The organism is Haemophilus sp. THUN1692, assembly GCF_059704395.1.
Genome location: NZ_AP046579.1, coordinates 1,788,530 through 1,811,678, shown reverse-complemented (window position 1 = coordinate 1,811,678; position 23,149 = coordinate 1,788,530). Strand labels below are relative to the sequence as shown.

Below are 23,149 nucleotides of genomic sequence, written 5' to 3'. Positions count from 1 at the left end.
TTTTTTTGTGGATTTAAAATGAGTTTAAAGAGGGTTTAAAAATGGCTGAGTTGAATTTAGCGTTGACGCTAAAAGCACGAGACCAAGCAAGCCGAGTTTTTCAGCGGGCACAATCGCAGATTAAGCAAAGCACAAAAGCAATGGCAAGTGCACGCGAAGCGTTGGGCGTGCGAAGTGAACATAAAATCCAACAAGAAATTAATCATACCATTGCCGCTTATAACCGATTGAAACGTAGTGGCACAGCCACTAGTCGCGAATTAGCGCGTGCGGCTGAAGCGACGCGCTCAAAAATTGCTGGGCTTAATGCGGAAATGGGGAAAACCTCTTGGGGGCAACGATTAGGCAATATCGGGCGAAATATTGCTGGTGCAACAGTAGGTGTTGCCGCTGGTGCAGCGGTTGCTGTGCCCAAAATTAGAAAGGCGGCAGATTATGATCTTGAAGTAGCAAAAATTGCAAATACAGCTTATTCAGGTGCAAGTATAGAAGAAAAGACAAAAGGTAAAGAAAAAATCCATGGCGCAATTAAAGCGTCACTAAATTATGGCGGAACAAAAGAAGATGCATTAGGGGCTGTTGGACGTTTAATTGGTGAAGGCAATGTTTCGGTTGAGGACGCATTAAAACTTTTGCCAACGATTCAAATGAACGCTACTGCAACAGGGGCAAGCACTGATGATATTTCCGCATTAGTCAATTCATTGCTAAATTTCGGCATTAAAGTTGATGATATTCAACAAGCACTTGATTATGCCAGTGCCTCGGGTAAAGCGGGCGGTTTTGAATTAAAAGATATGGCGCGTTATGCCCCTGAATTTCTTTCAGCCGCAGGCAATACTGGCTTGGGGGGATTGGAAGACTTAAAACAGGTGTTTAAAGGTGCGCAACAAGTTTATAAGGTTTCAGGCGGTACGGGACAAAGCTCAACTAACTTAGTCAATTTCTTTTCAAAACTGCGTTCTAGTGATACAGCAAAAAAATTTGAAAAATTAGAAGTTTATGATCCCAAAACCAAGAAAACCCATGGCATTGATTTTGAAAAATCCATGACCAACGAAATGAAAACAGGCAAAAATGCGATTGAAGCCTTTATGAGCATAATTGATCAGGTGCTTGCAAGCGATAGAACGTATCAAAAACTGCTAAAAAAACTTAATAACGCAAAAGACGATAAAGAAGCGCAAGCTATTGCAGAGCGTATAGCGAAATATGTGGAAACCACAAAACTTGCTGAAGTGATGCCAGATATTCAAGCAGGCACGGCAATGTTTGCAATACGCCGTGATAAAAATACGGCTCAAAATGTAGATGAGCAATATGCCATTGCTGAAAAAGGCAACTTCAACAAAGAAGATTTTGATTTTATGCGCCAACAAAATTCAGTTCGTTTTCAGATTGCTAAAAACAAACAGGAAATGAATTCAATTGAAAACTGGAATGGTGCAAATGATAGATTAGGAAATGCCGCAGACTGGTTAAGTGAAAATATAGAAGAATTTCCAAATTTAACCAAAGCCGTTGTTGGAGCAACAGACGCGTTACAAATTTTCAGTGCAGGACTTGCTGGGTTTTCTCTAATTGATTTATTAACGGGTGGGAAAATGGGGGGCGGTGCTTTAGGTAAAGTGACCCAAGGTGTAGCAACAACATCCGCGATTGCGAATGGAGCTGGCAAATTACTCAATATCGGCGGAAAAGTCGCTACCACAACAAGTGCGGCAATGGGTGTAGGTGGTTTAATGATTGCTGGAGAACAACGTACAACAGAAGAAGCGAAGACTGAAGAAAAAACCGAAGCCAAAACTGCACAAGAAAAGCAGTTAGAAAACCAATTTTATGCCAATGCTTACGGGGGCAATAAACCGGCCACAACCCATTACGCACCGCAAGGTTTCGGTTATAACAAAAATTCAGTCTGGGGAACGGCTGGACGTTCAGGCGAAGTAGCTGAAATCGCACGTAAAGATGAAGTGGCCGCTTTACGCCTTGAGCGAGGCACACTCACGCAAGCTCAATATGATGAGCGCACGCGCCAAAGTGCGGTGAAAATTGCGGAAATTCGCAATCAGGGGAAAGGCTATTCAGGTTTATCTGTAGCGGCTAATGACACCGACTCCGCTTTAAGTCGCACACTGGGAGATTTATCTGGCTTGGCTAACTATCAAGCGGATTTTCAGCATTTTGGGCAAACCATTAGCGACGGATTAAAAACCGCCATTGAAAGCCAAAATTTCACAATTCAAAATCAAATTAAGATTGATATGGATGGGCGACCTGTTTATGAAGGGGTTGCTGAAAATATCTATCAATCAATGAAACGGGGGTAACTATGGGTTGGACAATACCTGTACAACGTGCAAGTTTTCGCGGCGTGCGTTTTGATGTGCTTTCGGTGGATGATGATGTCTATCGCTCGACCATTGAGCATGCTTATCCTTTCGTCAATGGTGCAGATGTGGAAGATTTGGGGTTAAATCCATTAACCGTGCGTATGCAAGCCGTATTTTATGGGCCAGGCTATTATACGGACTTTAAGACGTTTTTAAGCGTGCTACAAAAATCAGGGACAGCAACATTAGTGCATCCGATTCGTGGGCGTTTGCAAAATATGATTTGCACTGGGGCGAGTTTTCACCACGAAGCGGAGATGATTGATTATGTGGCGTTAGATTTGACTTTTATTGAATCTACGCCAGCTAAACCGATTTTTGTCTTTAATTATTCCCTATTGGCAAAAATAGATGCCTTACTGACTGAATTAGAAAACGTTGTTGATGATGCGATGGCATTGTATGGCGAATTTATGGAGATTGTTGCCTTTGCCGCTAATACAAAATCACGTTTGTTGGGCGTGTATGGCGCATTATTTGGCTGTTTTGAGCAAGTGCGCGGGTTATTTGATTTTGACAAAACTAAGTATGGGGTGTCGCCTGTCGTGACACAAGATAACTTTAAAGCAAAATCTAGCCGTGCTGTGCGTGATTTGGTGACAATGATTGATTCGGGGTTGCGCCAAATTGCTGCGCGCAAGGACTTAACTACCCGAGCAAAATTTGATGAGGTACTCCGCACAATACGTCAAATTAAGCATATTCCTGCAGATTTGGTGAGTGGTAAGAATATTAAATCTGCCAAAGAACAAGCCGCGTTGAAATCATTAACGACCTCTTTTAGTAAGAGTGATACAGAATCTGTGCATTTAATGATGCAGTTAGCCTCTAGTGTTGCTTTGTTGCGTATTGCCACTGAATTGGTAGAGGACGATGATTTATTGCCACAGGATATTGATTACATCACGACTCAAGTGCGGTCACAAATTATGGATAATTTACAATTGTTACGCAAACAAGTGGACGATGAACATCGTGGGGAAAATATCACGGTATTAAGCACACCCAATACGAGTTTTTATACGGCTGCACACAATACAGCAGAGCAATTACGCAATAAAGTGCATAAGTTTACTCAACTTGCCCTTGCGGCAATTAATCGTAAACCGCCTTTAATGGTTCGCGAGGTGCCATTTAGCGGTACTGTGCAACAAATTGCACATGCATTTTATCAGGATTACAAACGCGCAGATGAATTATTAAGATTGAATCCGCAGATCCGTTATCCGAATTTTGTTGAGCGTGGGGAGTGGTTAAACAGCTATGTCAAATAATTACCCTTATGAAAATGATGTTACGGTGGAAGTGGATAGTAAAGCCCACAATAGCTGGAAAAGTTATGATATTGATAGTGACTTTTTAATCCCTGCCGATGCCTTTAAATTTGATTTGGGCGTGCCTTCAAATAGCACGGTTTTACCTGACTTTTCGGGGGCAGAAGTGAAAGTGCGTATTAATGGCGAGTTGGTGATGACAGGCATCGTGGATACGACACAGCATACTATTAGTAAAACTAACCGCACTTATAGCCTCAATGGGCGAGACCGTGCGAGTATCCTTGTGGATTGCTCTGCCCCAATCACCAATGTAAAAGGCTTGACTGTGTTGGATGCAGTAAAAAAAATTGTTGAACCCCTTGGTATTAAAAAAGTGGAATTGCGTGCGGAAAATAACCCAACATTAGATAAAGTCGATATTGACGTGGGCGAAACAGCATGGAACGCGGCAATGCGTTGTGCAAACTCGGCAGGCTTGCACTTGTGGTTTGAGCCAAATGGGGAGCTGATTGTGGGCGGTGCGGATTACAGCACACCACCTGTGGCCACCTTGTGTTGTATGAAAGACGGCAAGCGAAACAACTTTGAGCAGGCAGATTTAACGTTTGATGTATCAAATCGTTTTAGCGAAGTCACTTTTCTTGCGCAAAGCCACGGCAAGCAAGGGCAAGACAATAAAAACGATCTGAAATGGGTTTATCACGATCCTGAAATGACCACTTACAAGCCGAAAACCGTGGTGGTATCTGATGTGGATAACTTGGAAGCCTTGCAAAAATGGGCGAAAAAATACATTGCGGACAGTATGTTAGAAGGTTTTACCCTTACTATCGTTGTTCCCGATCACAAAATGCAAGACGGCACATTATGGCAACCCGGGCAACGTGTACATGTAATTTGCGAGGAATATGATATTGATGCCATTTTCTTTTTGATGGGGCGATGTTTTATGTTGAGCCGTAATAGTGGCACGCAAACGGAGTTGCGCTTTAAACAAGACGGCATCTGGACACCAGACGCTTACAGTGCAAAAGCGGAAAAAGCCCGTAAACGCAAAGGCAAGAAATTAATGGCTACTAACGGATATGGCAGCTGGGTGGCTGCGAATTAAGGGGACAAAATGAGACGATTAAGCCAAGCCATTCAACAAAAGGCGCAAAGTGCGGTGGACGAAATCCGTCAAGCCTTTCGTGGTGTACTGCACTTGGTGAAAAGTGCGGACAATATTCAGAAAGTTCAGGCTTCAGGGCTTGCCGATGAAACCTTGCAAGATGTGGAATTGATGCAGCAGTTTGGCTTTACCTCTGTGCCTCCAGCAAACACGCAAGCAGTGATTTTACCCATTGGCGGACAAACTACCCACGGTATTGTGATTGCAACCGAGCATGGATCTTTCCGCGTGAAAAATCTGCAAGATGGCGAAGTCGCGGTTTACGATGAAAGTGGCTCTAGCATTGTATTAAAAAAGGGGCGGTTGATTGAGATTGATTGCGATGTATTAAAGATTAACGCTGCAACAAAAGTGGATATATCAAGTCCACTGGTTGAAACCGATCAGGTCTTTACTGCCCAAGGGCAAATTAACGGTAACGGCGGTATGGCTGTGCAAGGTGGCAGTGGTGCGAGCTTTACTGGTAATGTAGAACAACGTGGCGGTAGCTTTACGACCGACGGCGATGTGGAAGCTGGTACAATTTCGTTAAGGAACCACAAACATACTTGCGATAGCGGAGGAAAAACCAGTAAACCTGAATAATCTAACCTTAAAGGAGATGCTGAAACCCTGCATCTCCTTTCTTTTTACCTCTTATCTTATCCTGTCAATATGGACAGAGAGATCAGCCCGCTTACCGGGGACTATACAAGTAAACAAATCAGTACGCTTGCCAATGCAGCGTATATCAGATTGACCACACCATTAGGCTCTTGGTGGGCAGATGGGCGTGTAGGCTCTCTGCTTCATCTTATTTCGCGCGAAAAAGATTTGTCGCGCATAGGTTTAATTGCACAACAATATGCCGAAGAAGCCTTGCAACCCTTGATTGATGATGGACGTGCAGAGGAAATTATTGTCAATCATACCCAACCACATAACGGTGTATTGATTTTAGATATATCCATCCGAGATAACCGGGGCGAAACCTATCATTTTAAACACCCGGTAAAAGTCATTTAAAAAGGGTTTAAACCATGTTTATTGTGCCGAGTTTAGAAGATATTCGCCAAGCGATTTTGCGCGATGTGCAGTCATTAGAGCCGAGTGCTGATGTGAGCATAGATAGTGACTATTATGCACGTGCCAGTAGCCTTGCTGCTGTAGCGGAAGGTATTTATGCCCATCAAAAATGGATTATTAAACAATTCTTTCCCGACACTGCCGACACAGATTTTCTTGAAAAACATGCGGGCTTGCGTGGTATTCGCCGTCGTAATGCGACTTATGCTAGTGGTCGTGGCGCAACAGTGACAGGTACCCCTGATGCAGTACTTAAAGCTGGATTACAAATTAAAACAGACAACCGATTTTATGAAACCACCGAAAGTGCGGTGATTTCTGCAAGTGGTTCTGCCGTTGTTGCCGTGCGAAGTCTTGCGACAGGTGCCAGCCAAAATATTAAAACTGCGACAAAAGCAAACTTTATGGCGGCACCTTTAGGTGTGCAATCCGACGTGGTGCTAAATGAGGTGATTGGTGCAACGGATGCAGAAAGCGATGCGTCTTTGCTCGAACGTTTGCTTGAGATTATTCGCCGACCACCTGCTGGGGGTAATCGTTATGACTATCGTACATGGGCGTTATCGGTGGATGGTGTGGATGCTGCTTATGTTTACCCGTTGCGTCGTGGGCTTGGTACGGTAGATATTGCGATCACATCAAATAACGATGTACCAAGCGATGAAACAATACGTCGCTGCCAAGAATATATTGACGATGTGCGCCCTGTAACCGCACGAGAAAGCAAAGTGGTGAAACCTGATGTAACAAAAGTCAATTTTAATATTCAGGTGAAAATCAGTGGCGTAACCTTACCTGAAATTAAGGCCGCTATTTCCACCGCACTTGCGGATTATTTTAATACGTTAATCCCCGGTGATGATTTGATTGTGTCGCAATGTGAAGCGGTGGTGAATAACTTGGTAGGTGTGGTTGACCGTAAGTTTACGGTACCTATCACTAATCTAAAAGCGGATGTGCGTACAAAAATTGAGTGGTTTCGGTTAGGTCAAATCACCGTTACGGAGATGGCATGATGCAAACTGACCACAAAAAGGTGTTAGCAAAACTTTATCCGCCTATTTCGTACAACGTTAATGGGGAGCGTTTTTTAGCGCAGTGTGAGGTGGATGGTAATGCCTTTGACCGATTACAAAAAAGTGCGGTGGATTTGTTACAAATTATTGAACCAGCCACCTCCAATACGATGTTGTCCGATTGGGAACGTTTATGCGGCATAAAAACAGATTATACCAATAACTATCAAGCACGAGTAAAACGTGTCATTGCCAAGTTAAATGCGATTGGGGGCTTATCCATTCCCTATTTTAAACGTATTGCCGAAAGTATTGGATATCGCATCGAAATTAAAGAGTTTTCTCCCCTTGCGAATGATTTGCCAACGACGGGAGATTTAGCGCAATTTCGCAATGAAGCTCGCGACAACTTGATTTTTATGTGGCGAGTATCGGTGCTTAATGGGGATGACAATATTGTGTATTTTCGCGCAGGTAGCTCCTTTGCGGGTAATCATTTAGTGGAATTTGGTGACCCGATTATTGAGGAGTTCTTCCGAGACTTAAAACCTGCACATACTTACTGTTATTTTGCTTATCAAACAGGATCTTAATATATGAAAAGTTTAATGCCTCAAATTGATTCAAATGATGGCCTTTTCCACAATGGTAATCCAGCAACAGGCGAACAAGGCACGCGAGTAACCGATACGTGGCTTAATAATTTGCAAGACCGAGTACGCGATATACAAGCGGAAGCGCATTATGTGTTGCAAAAAGCGGAATTTACCCCGAAGGAAGAAACACAAACGCAGTTATATCAAGCGATTGTGAAGATTATTGATGATAACCGAAAAACGGCAAGTTTAACTCAAAAAGGCGAAACCAAACTCCACACAGGCTACGATAGCCAAAGTGAAGATTTAGCATTAACGCCTAAAACCGCTTATCAGCTAAAACAGCTTATTGACTCCAACATACGCTCTCTTGGCAATGTTATCCCTAACAGCAAAAAATCCTCTGCCGTAGATAGCAATAGTGCAGACACAGTTGCAACCAGTGCTGCGGTTAAAACGGCTTATGATCTCGCAAATAGCAAACAATCTCCCGCCACAACCTTAGCGGGCTATGGCATTGGAAATTTTAAAGTTGAACCTTTTGTTGGCGATATTAACACCCTTAAAACCGATGGTATTTATGCGATTACACAAGCAAGCCGTTCACAAAATCTACCTGTAGCTGGCAATAGTTGTCACATCCAAATTATTGCAGGAGGTGATGGTCATTGGTGTCGTCAAATTGCCTATATTGCTTATAGTACAGATATGTATGAGCGACATCAAACAAGTTATCAGACAGACAGTTGGTCGGCTTGGAAAAAACTCAATACCGATGGCATTCCTATTGGTGCGGTGGTGTCATTTCCGCGCGCGGTAACCAATCCAGTTGGCTTTTTAAAAGCCAATGGTACGACATTTAACCAACAAACCTTTCCTGATTTGTATCGGGTGTTGGGTAGCAACAAACTCCCTGACTTAACCCGTAGCGATGTGGGGATGACCGCTTATTTTGCCGTGGATAATATTCCTGCTGGTTGGATTGCCTTTGATGAGATTGCCACACAAGTTACCGAGCAACGTTACCCTGAGTTATATCGTCACTTAGTCGGCAATATATGGCTCTATTGCTCGTGTGCCTAAAGTAGCAGATAGATTTTTGCGTAATGTGGGTGATGGGCTATCGGTAGGACAAACACAAGAAGACGAGTTAAAACGACATGTACATAGAGTACCGATAGACTACGATTCTTGGTTCGACGACTCAAGTCAAGGAAGAAATAATTCGTATTTTGACTATACAACATTTACTCATTCTTCAGATTTGTGGAGTGTCAATAGTTATGATGATAGAGATGGCGATAATGGTTTTGTTTCACCTAAAAACACCTCTCAAATGGCAACAGGTGGTGCCGAAACTCGCCCTAAATCATTAATCCTCAAATTATGCATCAAAGCCATTAATAGCCTTGATGATGTGGTGTTTTGGATTAAATCTCACGGCGAAGTAACCAATGCTGGTGAGCTTGATGCAGGGCGATTAGCGCAAGATCTGCAAGATAAAGCAGACCGTAATCATACTCATACCGTGAGTCAGATTACGGATTTTAATCAAGCTACCTCTCAAATTATTAATGAGTCAATTACCTATCAAAGAATTGGTAATGTTGAAATTAGAAAATATCCTGACGGGACGATGATTCAAACAGGTTTAATTGTTTTTACTCGAGGCAATACTACAGTGCATACAGATCTCGTGCTGCCGATTGCATATGTAGATAAAGAGTATCGATGTTTTATTACAGAACGATACGAATCAAGGGCAAGCGGTAAGGGAGAATATAACTGGGTATTTATGCAAGCCAAAACGAATACAACAGCGACAGTAACAAGCTGGTATTTAGGGTCTGCAGATTGGATGACTATTGGGAGATGGAAATAATGACTATGTACTACAAAAACGGCTTTTTTGATGACGCAGACGGTGGTTTTGTCCCAGAAGGTGCGGTGGAAATTAGCCGAGATAAATATATTGAGTTACTTAACGGACAATCTCAAGGTAAACAAATCATCGCAGACAAAACAGGCAACCCCGTATTAATTGACCCTCAACCCAGTGCAGCACACGAGTTAAATCTTGACACACTTACGTGGGAAATTTCAGCTGAAAAACAAACCGCTCTTTTGGCTGAAACCCAAACTCGCCTTATCGCCAACATTGATGAGCACGCGGCAAAAATCTACAGCACTTGGACGAGGTTTGAATCTGAGTACCGTGAACGCCAAGCAGCTGCAGAAGCCTTTAAATCCGCAAATTATGAGGGCGAATGCAGTCGATATATCTCAGACTTTGCACAACGTGCAAAACTGGATAACAAGACCGCCACAAACTTGATTTTGACACAAGCAGCAGGACTCGAAAAATTGCAGGTTGAATTAGCTAATCAACGTATGCGCAAGTATGAACTTAAAGCCCCTAATCTCACTCTTGAGCAACTACAATCAATCTACGATAACATTATCAAGCAAATGGATAACTTGATGGAGGCATATCAAAATGGCTAAGGTTTATTTGGCGATGTACAAACACAAACGAGACTGGCGCAAAGAGCCAGTCAAAGCGATAGCCGACCGCATTACTCGATTTTGCACAAAGGGCAAATACTCGCACTGCGAGATTGCCATTGAGCGCATTGAGTTTACTAACGGACACCATTATGAGCATCAAACGGTGTTTAATTGCTACTCATCCAGCGTGCAAGATGGCGGGGTGCGCTGCAAACAGATTGATGTGTCTGATAACACCAAATGGGATTTAATCCCACTCAGCGATGTCACCGAGGCGCAAATTAAAGCCTATTTTGACCGCACTTTGGGTTGTAAATATGACTGGTGGGGTGCGCTAGGAATCGTACTTGGCATCAAACAAAAACGCTCAAAATATTTTTGTAGCGAATGGTGCTTTAATGCAATTTGTGGCGGGGAAAACGGCTGGCGGTTTAGTCCGAATCAACTTGCCGTAATGTTCAATAAAAGAAGAATTTAAAGGAGAGTTTACCCTGCACAAAGTTTAAAAAGACGGCGATAACAACGGCACTAGGAATGCTCGTTGTTACCAGCTACGCAGAACGTGCCTTCATATAGCCATACGCCGCCTACCTTGCGCAAGGCGGGCGGATTGTAACAAATCTTTTGATTAGGAGAAATATATGCAGTCAATTAAAGCAATCCGTTGCACATTTTGTAACAAATTATTGGCAAAAGTGGGGATAGTTGGTTATTTAGAAATCAAATGCCCTCGTTGCAAAACCGTTAATACTACACGTTAATTTGATTTGAGTGTCGGAATGCCTTGAGCATCGGAACGCCATAGAATAGAAAGGAAAAACTATGGCAAATCAAAACACCTTTAAACAAGCCCCGCTGCCATTTATCGGACAAAAACGAATGTTTCTCAAACAATTTGAGCAGATTTTAAATGAGAACATTCCCGATGACGGTGAGGGCTGGACAATTCTTGATACCTTTGGCGGTTCAGGCTTGCTCAGCCATACCGTCAAACGGTTAAAACCGAAAGCCCGAGTGATTTACAATGATTTTGATGGCTATGCGGAAAGATTGGCACACATTGATGATATTAACCAGTTGCGAGCCGAGCTTTACTCTGTAGTTGGTAACGCTACGTCAAAAAATAAACGTATGACGAAGGATTAAAGCAGAATGCATCAGAATTATTCAAAACTTCAAAGGATATAAAGATCTAAATTGCTTAGCGAGTTGGTTATTGTTCAGTGGGCAACAAGTGGCAACGCTTGATGACTTATTCCAACATAATTTCTGGCATTGTATTCGTCAATCTGATTATCCAAAGGCTGATGGCTATTTGGACGGCGTAGAGATTGTGAAAGAATCATTCCACACGCTTTTGCCTAAGTTTAGCAATGATCTGAAAGCGTTGTTTGTATTAGATCCACCTTACCTTTGCACCAAGCAGGAAAGCTACAAACAAGCCACTTATTTTGATTTGATTGATTTCTTGCGACTGGTCAATATTACGCGACCACCTTATATATTCTTCAGTTCAACGAAGTCGGAGTTTGTGCGGTTTATTGAGTATATGCAGGAAGATAAGATTGATAATTGGCAAGCCTTTGATAATGCGCAACGAATTGTAGTCAATGCCTCAGCAAGCTATTCAGGTAAGTATGAGGATAATATGGTTTACAAGTTCTAAACTCTGTAAAATTTAAACGCCCTTTAATGATGATTTAAAGGGCGTTTTTATCTAGGTTTAATCTGTGATTTATTTTGCATAAGCGTTTTAGTTTTATGCAAAATAAATCCCAACTTTATGCAAAAAGTTTTGCGAACTTATAATATCTATATTTTAAGTTCGCGTGTCTTTCAAAAATCATCAGCGCTGACTTCCCCTTCAGATAGCCCATAAAACCTGATACTGATATTTTAGCTGGGATTTTTAAGAGCATATGGATATGGTCTGGCATTGCATGCGCTTCTATTATCTCCACATTTTTATAGTCACATAACTGCCTCAATATTTGACCTATATCTGCTCTTAACTTTCCATAAATTGCTTTTCTTCTATACTTCGGGATAAATACAATGTGATACTTACAGTTCCATTTTGTGTGTGATAGACTTGAATCGTCACTGGTTTTACTTACCATGATAATCCTCCTATATGTTGAATTTTGGTTGTCAGCCTTGTTCATTATATAGCGAGGATTTTTTCTGTTCATCGCTTAAGCTATTTGGCTCCATACGCATAGCGTATGATTTTTATAGCCAGACTTTTGGCTGGCTATAATAAAAAACCCGAACTTTCATTCGGGTTTTCTTATATAGGAAATTAATTATTCTGCATCATCTACCATGTTAAGCATTTCAGCTAAGTTTGCACTTGCATCATCTGCAGTCATAACAAATTCATCAGCGATAGCAGCTTCATCTTCTTCAGATAATTTCGCTACGACATCATCAACTAAGCGATGTTTGTGACGATTTTGATGATACGCAAAACCTGTACCCGCAGGGATTAATCGACCCACGATTACGTTCTCTTTCAAGCCACGTAATTCATCACGTTTACCTGCCACTGCTGCTTCGGTAAGAACACGAGTAGTTTCTTGGAACGATGCGGCAGAGATGAAGGATTCAGTCGCAAGAGATGCTTTGGTGATACCCAATAATTCGCGTTCAAACTCAACTGGTGGTTTGCCTTCTGCTTCACGTTGACGGTTAACGATTTTCACACGAGCAACTTCTACTTGTTCCCCTTCAAGGAATTCTGAGTCGTAAGCTTTAGTAATTACCGCTTTACGTAACATTTGACGAACGATAACTTCGATATGTTTATCGTTGATTTTTACCCCTTGTAAGCGGTAAACATCTTGTACTTCGTTCACAATGTATTCAGTTACTGCGCGCACGCCACGTAAACGTAAAATATCATGTGGTGTTTCAGCACCATCAGAAATTACGTCGCCACGTTGTACCATCTCACCTTCAAATACGTTGAGCTGACGCCATTTTGGAATCATTTCTTCGTAAATTTCGCCTTCCGCAGGAGTAATTAATAAACGGCGTTTACCTTTAGTTTCTTTACCGAAAGACACGATACCAGAAATTTCAGCCAAGATAGCAGGCTCTTTTGGTTTACGTGCTTCAAATAAATCTGCAACGCGTGGTAGACCACCGGTAATATCTTTAGTACCCACAGATTCTTGCGGAATACGTGCTAATGGTTCACCCACTTTTACTGCTGCGCCATCGTCTAAACTTACGATTGCTTTACCAGGTAAGAAGTACTGTGCAAGAACATCAGTTTCAGGTAAGAAAATATCGTTGCCATTTGCATCAACCAATTTAATGGTTGGACGTAAATCTTTACCCGCAGTAGCACGTTCCCCCACATCTTGAACCACGATTGATGATAAACCTGTTAATTCATCAGTTTGACGCGTTACAGTTAAACCATCAATAATATCAACGAATTTCACAAAACCAGATACTTCAGAAACAACTGGCATTGTATGTGGATCCCAATTTGCGATAGTTTCGCCTGCTGTTACCTCTTGACCGTCACCTTTGCTTAACACCGCACCGTAAGGCACTTTATAGTGTTCTTTAGTTCGACCAAATGCATCGGTAATAGTTAATTCAGTATTACGAGACGTTAATACTAATTTACCTTCATCATTAGTAACGAATTTTGCATTCATTAAGTGTAATGTACCAGTGTTTTTAACTTGTACACTAGATTCTTTCGCTGCCGCAGATGCCGCACCACCGATATGGAACGTACGCATGGTTAACTGTGTACCAGGCTCACCGATAGATTGAGCAGCAATAACACCCACTGCTTCACCTTGGTTAATTAAATGACCACGAGCAAGATCACGACCATAACATTTCGCACATACACCAAAATCAGTATCACAAGTTACAACAGAACGTACTTTTACGCTGTCTACAGAGTTTGCATCCAACACATCACAGAGTTTTTCATCTAATAACGTGTTACGAGGAATTAATACTTCTTCTGTACCTGGTTTTAAAATATCTTCTGCAGCTACACGACCTAACACTAATTCACGAAGTGGAACTTTTTCATCACCACCTTCGATTAATGGGGTCATGACTAAGCCTTCGTGCGTACCACAGTCATCTTCTACGATCACTAAGTCTTGTGCTACATCAACTAAACGACGAGTTAAGTAACCTGAGTTCGCTGTTTTTAATGCAGTATCCGCCAAACCTTTACGTGCACCGTGGGTTGAAATAAAGTACTGTAATACGTTCAAACCTTCACGGAAGTTTGCTGTAATTGGAGTTTCGATGATCGAGCCATCTGGACGTGCCATCAAACCACGCATACCCGCTAACTGACGAATCTGAGCTGCAGAACCACGCGCACCAGAATCAGCCATCATAAAGATACTGTTAAAAGATGCTTGTTTTTCAGGATTACCTTCGCGGTTGATGACTTCTTCTTGAGATAAGTTTTCCATCATCGCTTTCGCTACGCGTTCATTCGCTGCAGCCCAAATATCGATTACTTTATTATAGCGTTCGCCTGCAGTCACAAGACCTGATTGGAATTGTTCTTGGATCTCTGCCACTTCTTCTTCCGCTGCAGAAATAATTTCGTATTTCTTCGCTGGAATTTCCATATCATCAATACCAACTGATGAACCAGAACGTGCCGCATAAGCAAAACCGGTATACATAATTTGGTCAGCAAACATTACCGCTTCTTTTAAACCTAAACGACGATATGCTTCGTTAATCAGTTTAGAAATAGCTTTTTTACCTAATGTTTGGTTGAACAATGAATAAGGCATGCCTTTCGGCGCGATCATCCATAAAATTGCACGACCGATAGTTGTACCAGTCAGCGTGGTTTTCGCATCAAATTCGCCAGCTTCATTCTTCACATATTCAGTAATACGTACTTTCACGCGAGAATGTAATTCTGCTTCACCTGTACGATATGCTTTTTCAGCTTCGCGAGGATCTTGCAATAACATGCCTTCGCCTTTACCGTTCACTTTTTCGCGGGTCATATAGTAAAGACCTAATACCACGTCTTGTGATGGAACGATAATCGGATCACCGTTTGCTGGTGAAAGCACGTTGTTGGTTGACATCATCAACGCACGAGCTTCTAATTGAGCTTCAAGCGTTAATGGAACGTGTACCGCCATTTGGTCACCATCGAAGTCCGCGTTGAACGCCGCACAAACGAGTGGGTGTAATTGAATCGCTTTACCTTCGATTAAGATCGGTTCAAATGCTTGGATACCCAAACGGTGAAGTGTTGGCGCACGGTTCAATAGAATTGGGTGTTCACGAATAACTTCTGCAAGAATATCCCAAACGATCGCATCTTCACGCTCAACCATTTTCTTAGCCGCTTTGATTGTCGTTGCATAACCACGGCTTTCTAATTTAGCGTAGATAAACGGACGGAATAATTCCAATGCCATTTTCTTTGGTAAACCACATTGGTGTAAGTGCAAGTATGGACCAACAGTAATTACAGAACGACCTGAATAGTCAACACGTTTACCTAATAAGTTTTGACGGAAACGACCTTGTTTACCTTTGATCATATCCGCTAATGATTTTAATGGACGACGGTTAGAACCCGTAATTGCACGACCACGGCGACCATTATCTAATAATGCATCAACAGATTCTTGTAACATGCGTTTTTCGTTGCGCACAATAATATCTGGCGCAATTAAATCTAATAAACGTTTTAAACGGTTGTTACGGTTGATTACACGACGATATAAATCGTTCAGATCTGAAGTTGCAAAACGACCACCATCAAGTGGTACTAATGGACGTAAATCTGGTGGAAGAACTGGTAATACAGTCATTACCATCCACTCTGGTTTATTACCAGATTGAATAAATGCTTCTAATAATTTTAAACGTTTAGTGATTTTTTTACGTTTAGTTTCAGAGTTAGTTTCTTGTAATTCTTCACGTAATTTTTCACATTCAACTTCAAGATCCATACCTTTTAAAAGATCTTGAATCGCTTCAGCACCCATTTTTGCTTCGAATTCATCTTGCCAACGATCTTCAGCATCAAGGTATTGTTCTTCAGTTAATAATTGACCGCGCTCTAAGTCTGTCATACCTGGTTCAGTCACGATGTACATTTCAAAGTAAAGTACACGTTCGATATCACGCAATGGCATATCTAAAAGTAAACCAATACGAGATGGTAACGATTTTAAGAACCAAATATGTGCAACTGGTGATGCAAGTTCAATGTGCCCCATACGTTCACGACGAACTTTAGTTTGAGTGACTTCAACACCACATTTTTCACAAATCACACCACGGTGTTTTAAACGTTTATATTTACCACATAAACATTCGTAATCTTTTACAGGCCCGAAGATACGTGCACAGAAAAGACCATCACGTTCAGGTTTGAACGTACGGTAGTTAATGGTTTCAGGTTTCTTCACTTCACCAAATGACCAAGAACGGATCATATCTGGGGAAGCTAACCCAATTTTAATCACATCAAAATCTTCACTGGTTTTTGATTGTGCTTTTAAAAACTTAACTAAGTCTTTCACAAATGTTCTCCTGTCGGAGTTAAAGGTTTAAAGTGCGGTTGAAAATTTCGATGTTTTTCTACCACACTTCGGCGATTTTTTTTCGTAAGGCGAGTGAATCATAAATTCTTCACTCCCCTACTGATTACTCTTCGTCTAACTCGATATTTAAACCAAGTGAGCGGATTTCTTTCATAATTACATTGAAAGATTCCGGTGTGCCTGGGTCCATGTGTTGATTACCACTTACGATATTTTTATACATCTTCGTACGACCATTCACATCATCAGATTTCACCGTTAACATTTCTTGTAAGGTATAAGCTGCACCATATGCTTCAAGCGCCCATACCTCCATCTCACCGAAACGTTGACCACCGAATTGAGCTTTACCACCCAATGGTTGTTGTGTAACAAGGCTATAAGAACCAGTTGAACGAGCATGCATTTTGTCATCAACTAAGTGGTTCAATTTGAGCATGTACATATAACCTACTGTTACTGGACGCTCGAATTTCTCGCCTGTACGGCCATCATATAAAGTGATTTGACCTGAAGTTGGTAATCCACCAAGTTTTAATAACTCTTTGATTTCAGCTTCAGCTGCACCATCAAATACTGGTGTCGCAACTGGTAAACCTTTACGTAGATTTTCAGCTAAACGCAATACTTCTTCATCAGTGAAGGTACTTAAATCCACTTTTTGTGAGCCATTACCTAAGTCATACGCTTTTTGAATATAACCACGTAATTTTTCCACTTCTTGTTTTTGTTTAAGCATTGCATTGATTTGATCACCAATACCTTTCGCAGCTAAACCTAAGTGGGTTTCAAGGATCTGACCGATGTTCATACGAGATGGTACGCCCAGTGGGTTCAATACAATCTCAACGGGTTGGCCATTCTCATCGTATGGCATATCTTCAACTGGGTTAATTTTCGAGATAACACCTTTGTTACCATGACGCCCCGCCATTTTATCACCTGGTTGGATTTGACGTTTCACCGCGAGGTAAACTTTAACCACTTTTAACACGCCCGGTGCAAGATCATCACCTTTGATGATTTTCTTACGTTTCACTTCAAGTTTATGTTCAAACTCTTTACGAAGTTCTTCGTATTGCTCTGCAAGCTGTTCTAATTGATTTTGTTTTTCTTCATCTACAATGGTTTGTTCTAACCATTTAGTGCGATCTACTTTATCTAATTGCGCTGCATCAGCACCACTAGAAATAAGAAGATTACGAACACGAGCAAATAATCCAGCTTCTAAAATCTCTAACTCTTCAGTTAAATCTTTTTTCGCTTCACGAAGCTGCATTTCTTCGATTTCTAATGCACGTTTATCTTTTTCTACGCCATCACGAGTAAAGACTTGAACATCAATAACTGTACCTGATGTACCGTTTGGCACACGCAATGAAGAATCTTTAACATCAGAAGCTTTTTCACCAAAGATTGCGCGTAAAAGTTTTTCTTCTGGGGTTAATTGAGTTTCACCTTTAGGCGTTACTTTACCTACTAAGATATCACCACCTTTAACCTCTGCACCAACATAAACAATACCAGATTCATCAAGTTTGCTTAACGCTGATTCACCTACGTTTGGAATATCCGCAGTGATTTCTTCTGCACCTAACTTGGTATCACGTGCAACACAAGATAATTCTTGAATATGGATGGTAGTGAAACGGTCTTGTTGAACAACACGTTCAGAAACTAACATTGAGTCTTCGAAGTTATAACCGTTCCAAGGCATGAACGCCACTCGAATATTTTGACCTAATGCAAGCTCACCTAAATCAGTCGAAGGACCGTCTGCTAATACTTCACCACGATTGATTGGATCGCCTAAATTCACACAAGGAATTTGGTTAATACAAGTATTTTGGTTAGAACGGGTATATTTAATTAAATTATAAATATCAATACCAGCTTCACCTGCAATGGTTTCATCTTCATTTACTTTAATAACGATACGAGAAGCATCGACGTACTGAACTGTACCACCACGTTTTGCAACAACCGCAACACCTGAGTCAAGTGCGATTGGTTTTTCCATACCTGTACCAACTAATGGTTTGTCAGCACGTAATGTTGGAACTGCTTGACGTTGCATGTTCGCCCCCATCAACGCACGGTTCGCATCGTCATGCTCAAGGAATGGAATCAATGCAGCCGCAACAGATACCACTTGTTGTGTCGAAACGTCCATATAGTGAATATCTTCAGGTTTATATAAACCTGATTCACCACGTTCACCACGTGCAGTAACAAAAGCATCAGTAAAACGGTTATTTTCGTCTAAATTTGAGTTTGCCTGTGCAATGATATAGTTTGCTTCATCAATTGCAGATAGGTATTCAATTTCTTCAGTAACTTGGCCATCAACCACTTTACGATATGGTGTTTCTAAGAAACCATAATCATTCGTACGTGCAAAAGCAGAAAGTGAGTTGATTAAACCGATGTTTGGACCTTCAGGGGTTTCAATCGGACATAAACGACCATAGTGGGTATTATGTACGTCACGCACTTCAAAGCCTGCGCGCTCACGCGTTAAACCGCCTGGACCTAATGCAGAAATACGACGTTTGTGCGTGACTTCTGATAATGGGTTATTTTGGTCCATAAATTGCGAAAGTTGTGAAGAACCAAAGAATTCTTTCACCGCTGCAGAAATTGGTTTTGGATTAATTAAGTCTTGCGGTGTGATTGCATCTAAATCACCTAAAGATAAGCGTTCTTTCACCGCTCTTTCTACACGCACTAAACCAATACGGAATTGGTTCTCCGCCATCTCACCTACGCTACGGATACGACGGTTACCTAAGTGGTCAATATCATCCACTTCGCCGCGACCATTACGGATGTCGATCAATTTACGCATTACCGCAATAATATCTTCATTGCTTAAAGTGCCTGAACCTTCACCTTCTGCGATCGCTAAAGAACGATTGAATTTCATACGACCGACAGCAGATAAATCATAACGCTCTGCAGAGAAGAATAAATTATTGAATAATGCTTCTGAAGATTCTGGTGTTGGTGGTTCACCCGGACGCATCATACGATAAATTTCGTAAAGCGCACTGGTTTTATCATAAGTTGGATCGACACGCAGCGTTTCAGAAATATATGGACCGTAATCTAAATCATTAGTAAATAAAGTTTCGATCGTGGTGTAACCTGCTTGCGCTAATTTTGCAAGAGTCTCTAAAGAAATCTCACCGTTTGCAGGGCAAATAATTTCACCAGACTCTAAATCAACATAATCTTTCGACGCAACTTTACCTAAAATATATTCAGAAGGTACAACGACTTGTGAAATTTTATCTTTTTCTAATGCCTTGATATGGCGTGCAGTAATACGACGACCACGTTCAACATAAACTTTGCCATTTGCTTCAATATCAAAAGAAGCCGTTTCACCACGTAAACGTTCTGGCACTAAAGTCATTAACAATTTATCGCCAGCGATTTCAAAGGTAATTTTATCAAAGAATAAGTTTAAGATTTCTTCAGTGGTGTAGCCTAATGCACGAAGAATGATTGTTGCTGGTAATTTACGACGACGGTCAATACGCGCAAATAAGTTATCTTTTGGATCGAATTCAAAATCTAACCAAGAACCACGGTAAGGGATAATACGTGCGTTATAAAGCACTTTACCTGAAGAATGGGTCTTACCTTTGTCAGAATCGAAGAATACGCCTGGACTACGGTGTAATTGTGAAACGATAACACGCTCGGTACCATTAATTACGAAAGTACCGTTATCAGTCATTAATGGGATTTCACCCATATAAACTTCATTTTCTTTAATATCTTTAACTGCGCGTGAAGAAGATTCTTTATCGTAGCTCACTAAACGTAATTTTACACGTAAGCCTGCTGCATAAGTTGAGCCACGAATTTGGCACTCACGTACATCAAATTCAGGTTCTTCTAAACGATAATCTACATATTGTAATTCTGTATAGCCATTATTGCTTACAATAGGGAATACAGAACGGAATGCCGCTTCTAAACCTTGCTGACCTTCAGGATCTTTTTGAATAAATTTATCAAAAGAATCCAACTGAATGGTTAATAAATAAGGAACATTTAAAACTTGCGGACGTTTACCGAAATCTTTACGAATTCGTTTTTTTTCAGAATAGGAGTAACCCATTGGTTTTCCTCTGCTAACTGTTCAGTGACCTAGCCACAAACTAACTGTGACGTGAATGACCGTTAAAATGACCGCACTCTGAACCTTACTTCTGTAGTGGGGTGACAACTCAAATTACATAGGACGACAATTTGAGCAAAACAACGACAATAACGGTGAATTTGTCATTGTATGGATGTGCTTTCTATCAAAAACACGGTTAAATTAAACAATAAAAGGTCAAAATTAATTAAAAATCAATCTAAATCTTTGCTAATTTTAAGGCGGTAAATTTTAAATGAATGCAGCTTTCTCGTCAAGTTTAAAACTTATATAGAAATTTTATGAAACAAAAAACCGCACTTTAAAAAAGTGCGGTTTAAAATCTATCAATTCTTTAAATTATAAAGAAGTTTGATCAACAGCAACACCTGCACCCATAGTGCTAGAGATGCTTACTTTCTTGATGAAGATACCTTTAGCAGTAGTCGGTTTTGCTTTGTTTAAAGCAGCCAATAATGCTTGAAGGTTTTCTTTTAATTGAACTTCAGAGAAGTTTGCTTTACCGATAGTGGTGTGGATGATACCGTTTTTATCATTACGATAACGGATCTGACCAGATTTAGCATTTTTAACTGCTTCAGCAACGTTTGGTGTTACAGTACCAACTTTAGGGTTTGGCATTAAACCACGTGGGCCTAATACTTGACCTAATTGACCAACAACACGCATTGCATCAGGAGAAGCGATAACAACATCAAAGTTCATTTCGCCTTTTTTGATTTGCTCTGCTAAATCTTCCATACCTACTAAATCAGCACCTGCTGCTTTAGCCGCATCTGCGTTAGCACCTTGAGTGAACACAGCTACGCGTACTTCACGACCAGTACCGTGTGGTAATACAGTTGCACCACGAACGTTTTGGTCAGATTTACGAGGATCGATACCTAAGTTTACTGCAACGTCAACACTTTCAACGAATTTAGCTGTTGCGAATTGTTTTAATACCGCGATCGCTTCGTTGATTTCGTATGCTTTAGTAGAATCTACGCCAGCTTTGATTGCTTTCATTTTTTTAGTCAATTTAGCCATCGTATTATTCCTCCACCACTAAGCCCATAGAGCGAGCAGTACCAGCAATTGATTTCATTTTGGTTTCGATAGACGCGCCAGTCATATCTGCTGCTTTAGTTTCAGCGATTTGACGAACTTGATCTAAAGTTACTTTACCCACTTTCTCTTTGTTCGGTTTACCAGAACCAGATTTGATACCTGCAGCTTTTTTCAATAATACTGCTGCTGGTGGAGTTTTAGTTACGAAAGTAAATGAACGGTCTGCATATACAGTGATAACAACTGGAATAGGTAAACCTTTTTCTAAACTCTCAGTACGAGCGTTGAATGCTTTACAGAATTCCATGATGTTCACACCTTGTTGACCTAATGCAGGACCAACTGGTGGTGATGGGTTTGCCATACCAGCTGCAACTTGCAACTTAACGTAGGCTTGGACTTTTTTTGCCATTTTAGTTTCCTCTAATTGGGTAATAACGCTATTAAATAGCTCCCCGATAATTTTCAGTGCAACATTCATTGCACCACACAAAAATATGAGCCTCGAAAGGCTCATAATGGGCGCGTATTATATAAAAAGTGCGGTTGTTTTTCAAGCGCTTATTAAATCCACTATAAGAAATTATTGTGCATCACCAATTAATACTGAATCCAAAGCAATTTCAATCATATCATTGAATGTTAATTGACGCTCTTCTGCTGTGGTTTGTTCGTGTGTACGAATGTGATCAGAAACAGTACAAATCGTTAATGCTTTAGCACCATATTCTGCAGCCACACCATAAATTCCTGCCGCTTCCATTTCCACACCTAAAATGCCGTATTTTTCCATTACATCGAACATTTCTACATCAGGTGTATAGAATAAATCCGCAGAGAATAAATTACCTACACGAACTGCTTTTCCTTTTGCTTTTGCAGCTTGAACAGCGGCTTGTGCCATATCGAAGTCAGCAATAGCTGCAAAGTCGTTATCGTTGAAACGAATACGGTTTACTTTTGAATCAGTACATGCGCCTAAACCGATAATTACATCGCGCACTTTTACGTCCATACGAACAGCACCACAAGAACCTACACGGATAATTTTTTTCACACCGTATTCAGTGATTAATTCTTTCGCATAAATAGAGCAAGATGGAATCCCCATACCGTGGCCCATAATAGAAATCTTACGACCTTTGTAAGTACCGGTATAACCAAGCATATTACGAACATTTGTTATCTCTACTGCATCTTGCAAAAACGTTTCTGCAATGTATTTTGCACGAAGTGGATCGCCTGGCATTAAAACAACATCAGCAAATGCGCCTTCAGGAGCGTTAATATGTGGAGTCATAATTTTCCTTCCTTTTTTCAA

The 23,149-nt window shown here is 41.0% G+C and carries 15 protein-coding genes and 3 pseudogenes; 12 read left to right on the top strand and 6 right to left on the bottom strand.

From position 1 onward, the window contains the following. Positions 1-41 precede the first annotated feature (41 nt). The 12 genes and pseudogenes from AC6H0A_RS09085 to AC6H0A_RS09030 all read left to right on the top strand — a co-directional run bounded on the left by AC6H0A_RS09085 (position 42) and on the right by AC6H0A_RS09030 (position 11,692). Positions 42-2,330, top strand: coding sequence for a phage tail tape measure protein (locus AC6H0A_RS09085; protein WP_179230974.1), 2,289 nt, complete (start codon positions 42-44; stop codon positions 2,328-2,330). Between the two features lie 2 nt (positions 2,331-2,332). Continuing rightward, the gene (locus AC6H0A_RS09080; protein WP_005642630.1) at positions 2,333-3,667 is read left to right on the top strand and encodes a DNA circularization protein; all 1,335 of its coding nucleotides are present in this window, start codon (positions 2,333-2,335) and stop codon (positions 3,665-3,667) included. Beyond that, positions 3,657-4,781 (top strand): phage baseplate assembly protein, encoded by a 1,125-nt coding sequence (locus tag AC6H0A_RS09075; protein ID WP_179230975.1) that lies wholly within the window; start codon positions 3,657-3,659, stop codon positions 4,779-4,781. Before AC6H0A_RS09080 ends, AC6H0A_RS09075 begins: the two co-directional genes overlap by 11 nt. 9 nt (positions 4,782-4,790) lie before the next feature. Next, on the top strand, positions 4,791-5,426 hold the full coding sequence (locus tag AC6H0A_RS09070; RefSeq protein WP_005642634.1) for a phage baseplate assembly protein V: 636 nt from the start codon (positions 4,791-4,793) through the stop codon (positions 5,424-5,426). 69 nt (positions 5,427-5,495) lie between these two features. After that, complete coding sequence (locus AC6H0A_RS09065; RefSeq protein ID WP_005642637.1) at positions 5,496-5,846, top strand: phage GP46 family protein; 351 nt, start codon at positions 5,496-5,498, stop codon at positions 5,844-5,846. A gap of 14 nt (positions 5,847-5,860) precedes the next feature. After that, on the top strand, positions 5,861-6,922 hold the full coding sequence (locus AC6H0A_RS09060; protein ID WP_005642638.1) for a baseplate J/gp47 family protein: 1,062 nt from the start codon (positions 5,861-5,863) through the stop codon (positions 6,920-6,922). After that, positions 6,919-7,515: a YmfQ family protein gene (locus AC6H0A_RS09055; RefSeq protein WP_171898286.1), complete on the top strand. Its 597-nt coding sequence runs from the start codon at positions 6,919-6,921 to the stop codon at positions 7,513-7,515. Before AC6H0A_RS09060 ends, AC6H0A_RS09055 begins: the two co-directional genes overlap by 4 nt. A 3-nt stretch (positions 7,516-7,518) precedes the next feature. Beyond that, positions 7,519-9,109: pseudogene (locus AC6H0A_RS09050) on the top strand (pyocin knob domain-containing protein); the annotation flags it as partial. 290 nt (positions 9,110-9,399) lie between these two features. Next, on the top strand, positions 9,400-10,023 hold the full coding sequence (locus AC6H0A_RS09045; RefSeq protein WP_497512626.1) for a hypothetical protein: 624 nt from the start codon (positions 9,400-9,402) through the stop codon (positions 10,021-10,023). Then, on the top strand, positions 10,016-10,504 hold the full coding sequence (locus AC6H0A_RS09040; protein WP_179231035.1) for an enoyl-CoA hydratase: 489 nt from the start codon (positions 10,016-10,018) through the stop codon (positions 10,502-10,504). The genes AC6H0A_RS09045 and AC6H0A_RS09040 overlap by 8 nt, the downstream gene beginning before the upstream one ends. Before the next feature lie 163 nt (positions 10,505-10,667). Next, on the top strand, positions 10,668-10,787 hold the full coding sequence (locus tag AC6H0A_RS09035; RefSeq protein ID WP_005641687.1) for a Com family DNA-binding transcriptional regulator: 120 nt from the start codon (positions 10,668-10,670) through the stop codon (positions 10,785-10,787). 61 nt (positions 10,788-10,848) lie between these two features. Further along, positions 10,849-11,692: pseudogene (locus AC6H0A_RS09030) on the top strand (hypothetical protein). Positions 11,693-11,834: 142 nt separating this feature from the next. Here AC6H0A_RS09030 and tnpA read toward each other — a convergent pair. From tnpA to deoD, 6 genes and pseudogenes are all read right to left on the bottom strand, one after another. Next, a pseudogene (gene tnpA, locus AC6H0A_RS09025) lies at positions 11,835-12,146 on the bottom strand (IS200/IS605 family transposase); the annotation flags it as partial. Between the two features lie 186 nt (positions 12,147-12,332). Next, positions 12,333-16,583 (bottom strand): DNA-directed RNA polymerase subunit beta', encoded by a 4,251-nt coding sequence (gene rpoC / locus AC6H0A_RS09020; protein WP_005639363.1) that lies wholly within the window; start codon positions 16,581-16,583, stop codon positions 12,333-12,335. A 124-nt stretch (positions 16,584-16,707) separates the two neighbouring features. Next, positions 16,708-20,736, bottom strand: coding sequence for a DNA-directed RNA polymerase subunit beta (gene rpoB, locus AC6H0A_RS09015; RefSeq protein ID WP_005639365.1), 4,029 nt, complete (start codon positions 20,734-20,736; stop codon positions 16,708-16,710). Between the two features lie 381 nt (positions 20,737-21,117). Continuing rightward, complete coding sequence (rplA, locus tag AC6H0A_RS09010; protein ID WP_005639367.1) at positions 21,118-21,807, bottom strand: 50S ribosomal protein L1; 690 nt, start codon at positions 21,805-21,807, stop codon at positions 21,118-21,120. A 4-nt stretch (positions 21,808-21,811) separates the two neighbouring features. Further along, on the bottom strand, positions 21,812-22,240 hold the full coding sequence (rplK, locus tag AC6H0A_RS09005; protein WP_005633053.1) for a 50S ribosomal protein L11: 429 nt from the start codon (positions 22,238-22,240) through the stop codon (positions 21,812-21,814). Between the two features lie 171 nt (positions 22,241-22,411). Next, a complete protein-coding gene (deoD, locus tag AC6H0A_RS09000; protein WP_005639369.1) occupies positions 22,412-23,128 on the bottom strand; it encodes a purine-nucleoside phosphorylase in 717 nt (238 codons plus the stop codon). Positions 23,129-23,149 lie beyond the last annotated feature (21 nt).

Coding starts and splice junctions, on each gene's coding strand:
- AC6H0A_RS09085 (WP_179230974.1), top strand. CDS start 42: ATGGCTGAGTTGAATTTAGCGTTGACGCTAAAAGCACGAGACCAAGCA.
- AC6H0A_RS09080 (WP_005642630.1), top strand. CDS start 2,333: ATGGGTTGGACAATACCTGTACAACGTGCAAGTTTTCGCGGCGTGCGT.
- AC6H0A_RS09075 (WP_179230975.1), top strand. CDS start 3,657: ATGTCAAATAATTACCCTTATGAAAATGATGTTACGGTGGAAGTGGAT.
- AC6H0A_RS09070 (WP_005642634.1), top strand. CDS start 4,791: ATGAGACGATTAAGCCAAGCCATTCAACAAAAGGCGCAAAGTGCGGTG.
- AC6H0A_RS09065 (WP_005642637.1), top strand. CDS start 5,496: ATGGACAGAGAGATCAGCCCGCTTACCGGGGACTATACAAGTAAACAA.
- AC6H0A_RS09060 (WP_005642638.1), top strand. CDS start 5,861: ATGTTTATTGTGCCGAGTTTAGAAGATATTCGCCAAGCGATTTTGCGC.
- AC6H0A_RS09055 (WP_171898286.1), top strand. CDS start 6,919: ATGATGCAAACTGACCACAAAAAGGTGTTAGCAAAACTTTATCCGCCT.
- AC6H0A_RS09045 (WP_497512626.1), top strand. CDS start 9,400: ATGACTATGTACTACAAAAACGGCTTTTTTGATGACGCAGACGGTGGT.
- AC6H0A_RS09040 (WP_179231035.1), top strand. CDS start 10,016: ATGGCTAAGGTTTATTTGGCGATGTACAAACACAAACGAGACTGGCGC.
- AC6H0A_RS09035 (WP_005641687.1), top strand. CDS start 10,668: ATGCAGTCAATTAAAGCAATCCGTTGCACATTTTGTAACAAATTATTG.
- rpoB (WP_005639365.1), bottom strand. CDS start 20,736: ATGGGTTACTCCTATTCTGAAAAAAAACGAATTCGTAAAGATTTCGGT.
- rplA (WP_005639367.1), bottom strand. CDS start 21,807: ATGGCTAAATTGACTAAAAAAATGAAAGCAATCAAAGCTGGCGTAGAT.
- rplK (WP_005633053.1), bottom strand. CDS start 22,240: ATGGCAAAAAAAGTCCAAGCCTACGTTAAGTTGCAAGTTGCAGCTGGT.
- deoD (WP_005639369.1), bottom strand. CDS start 23,128: ATGACTCCACATATTAACGCTCCTGAAGGCGCATTTGCTGATGTTGTT.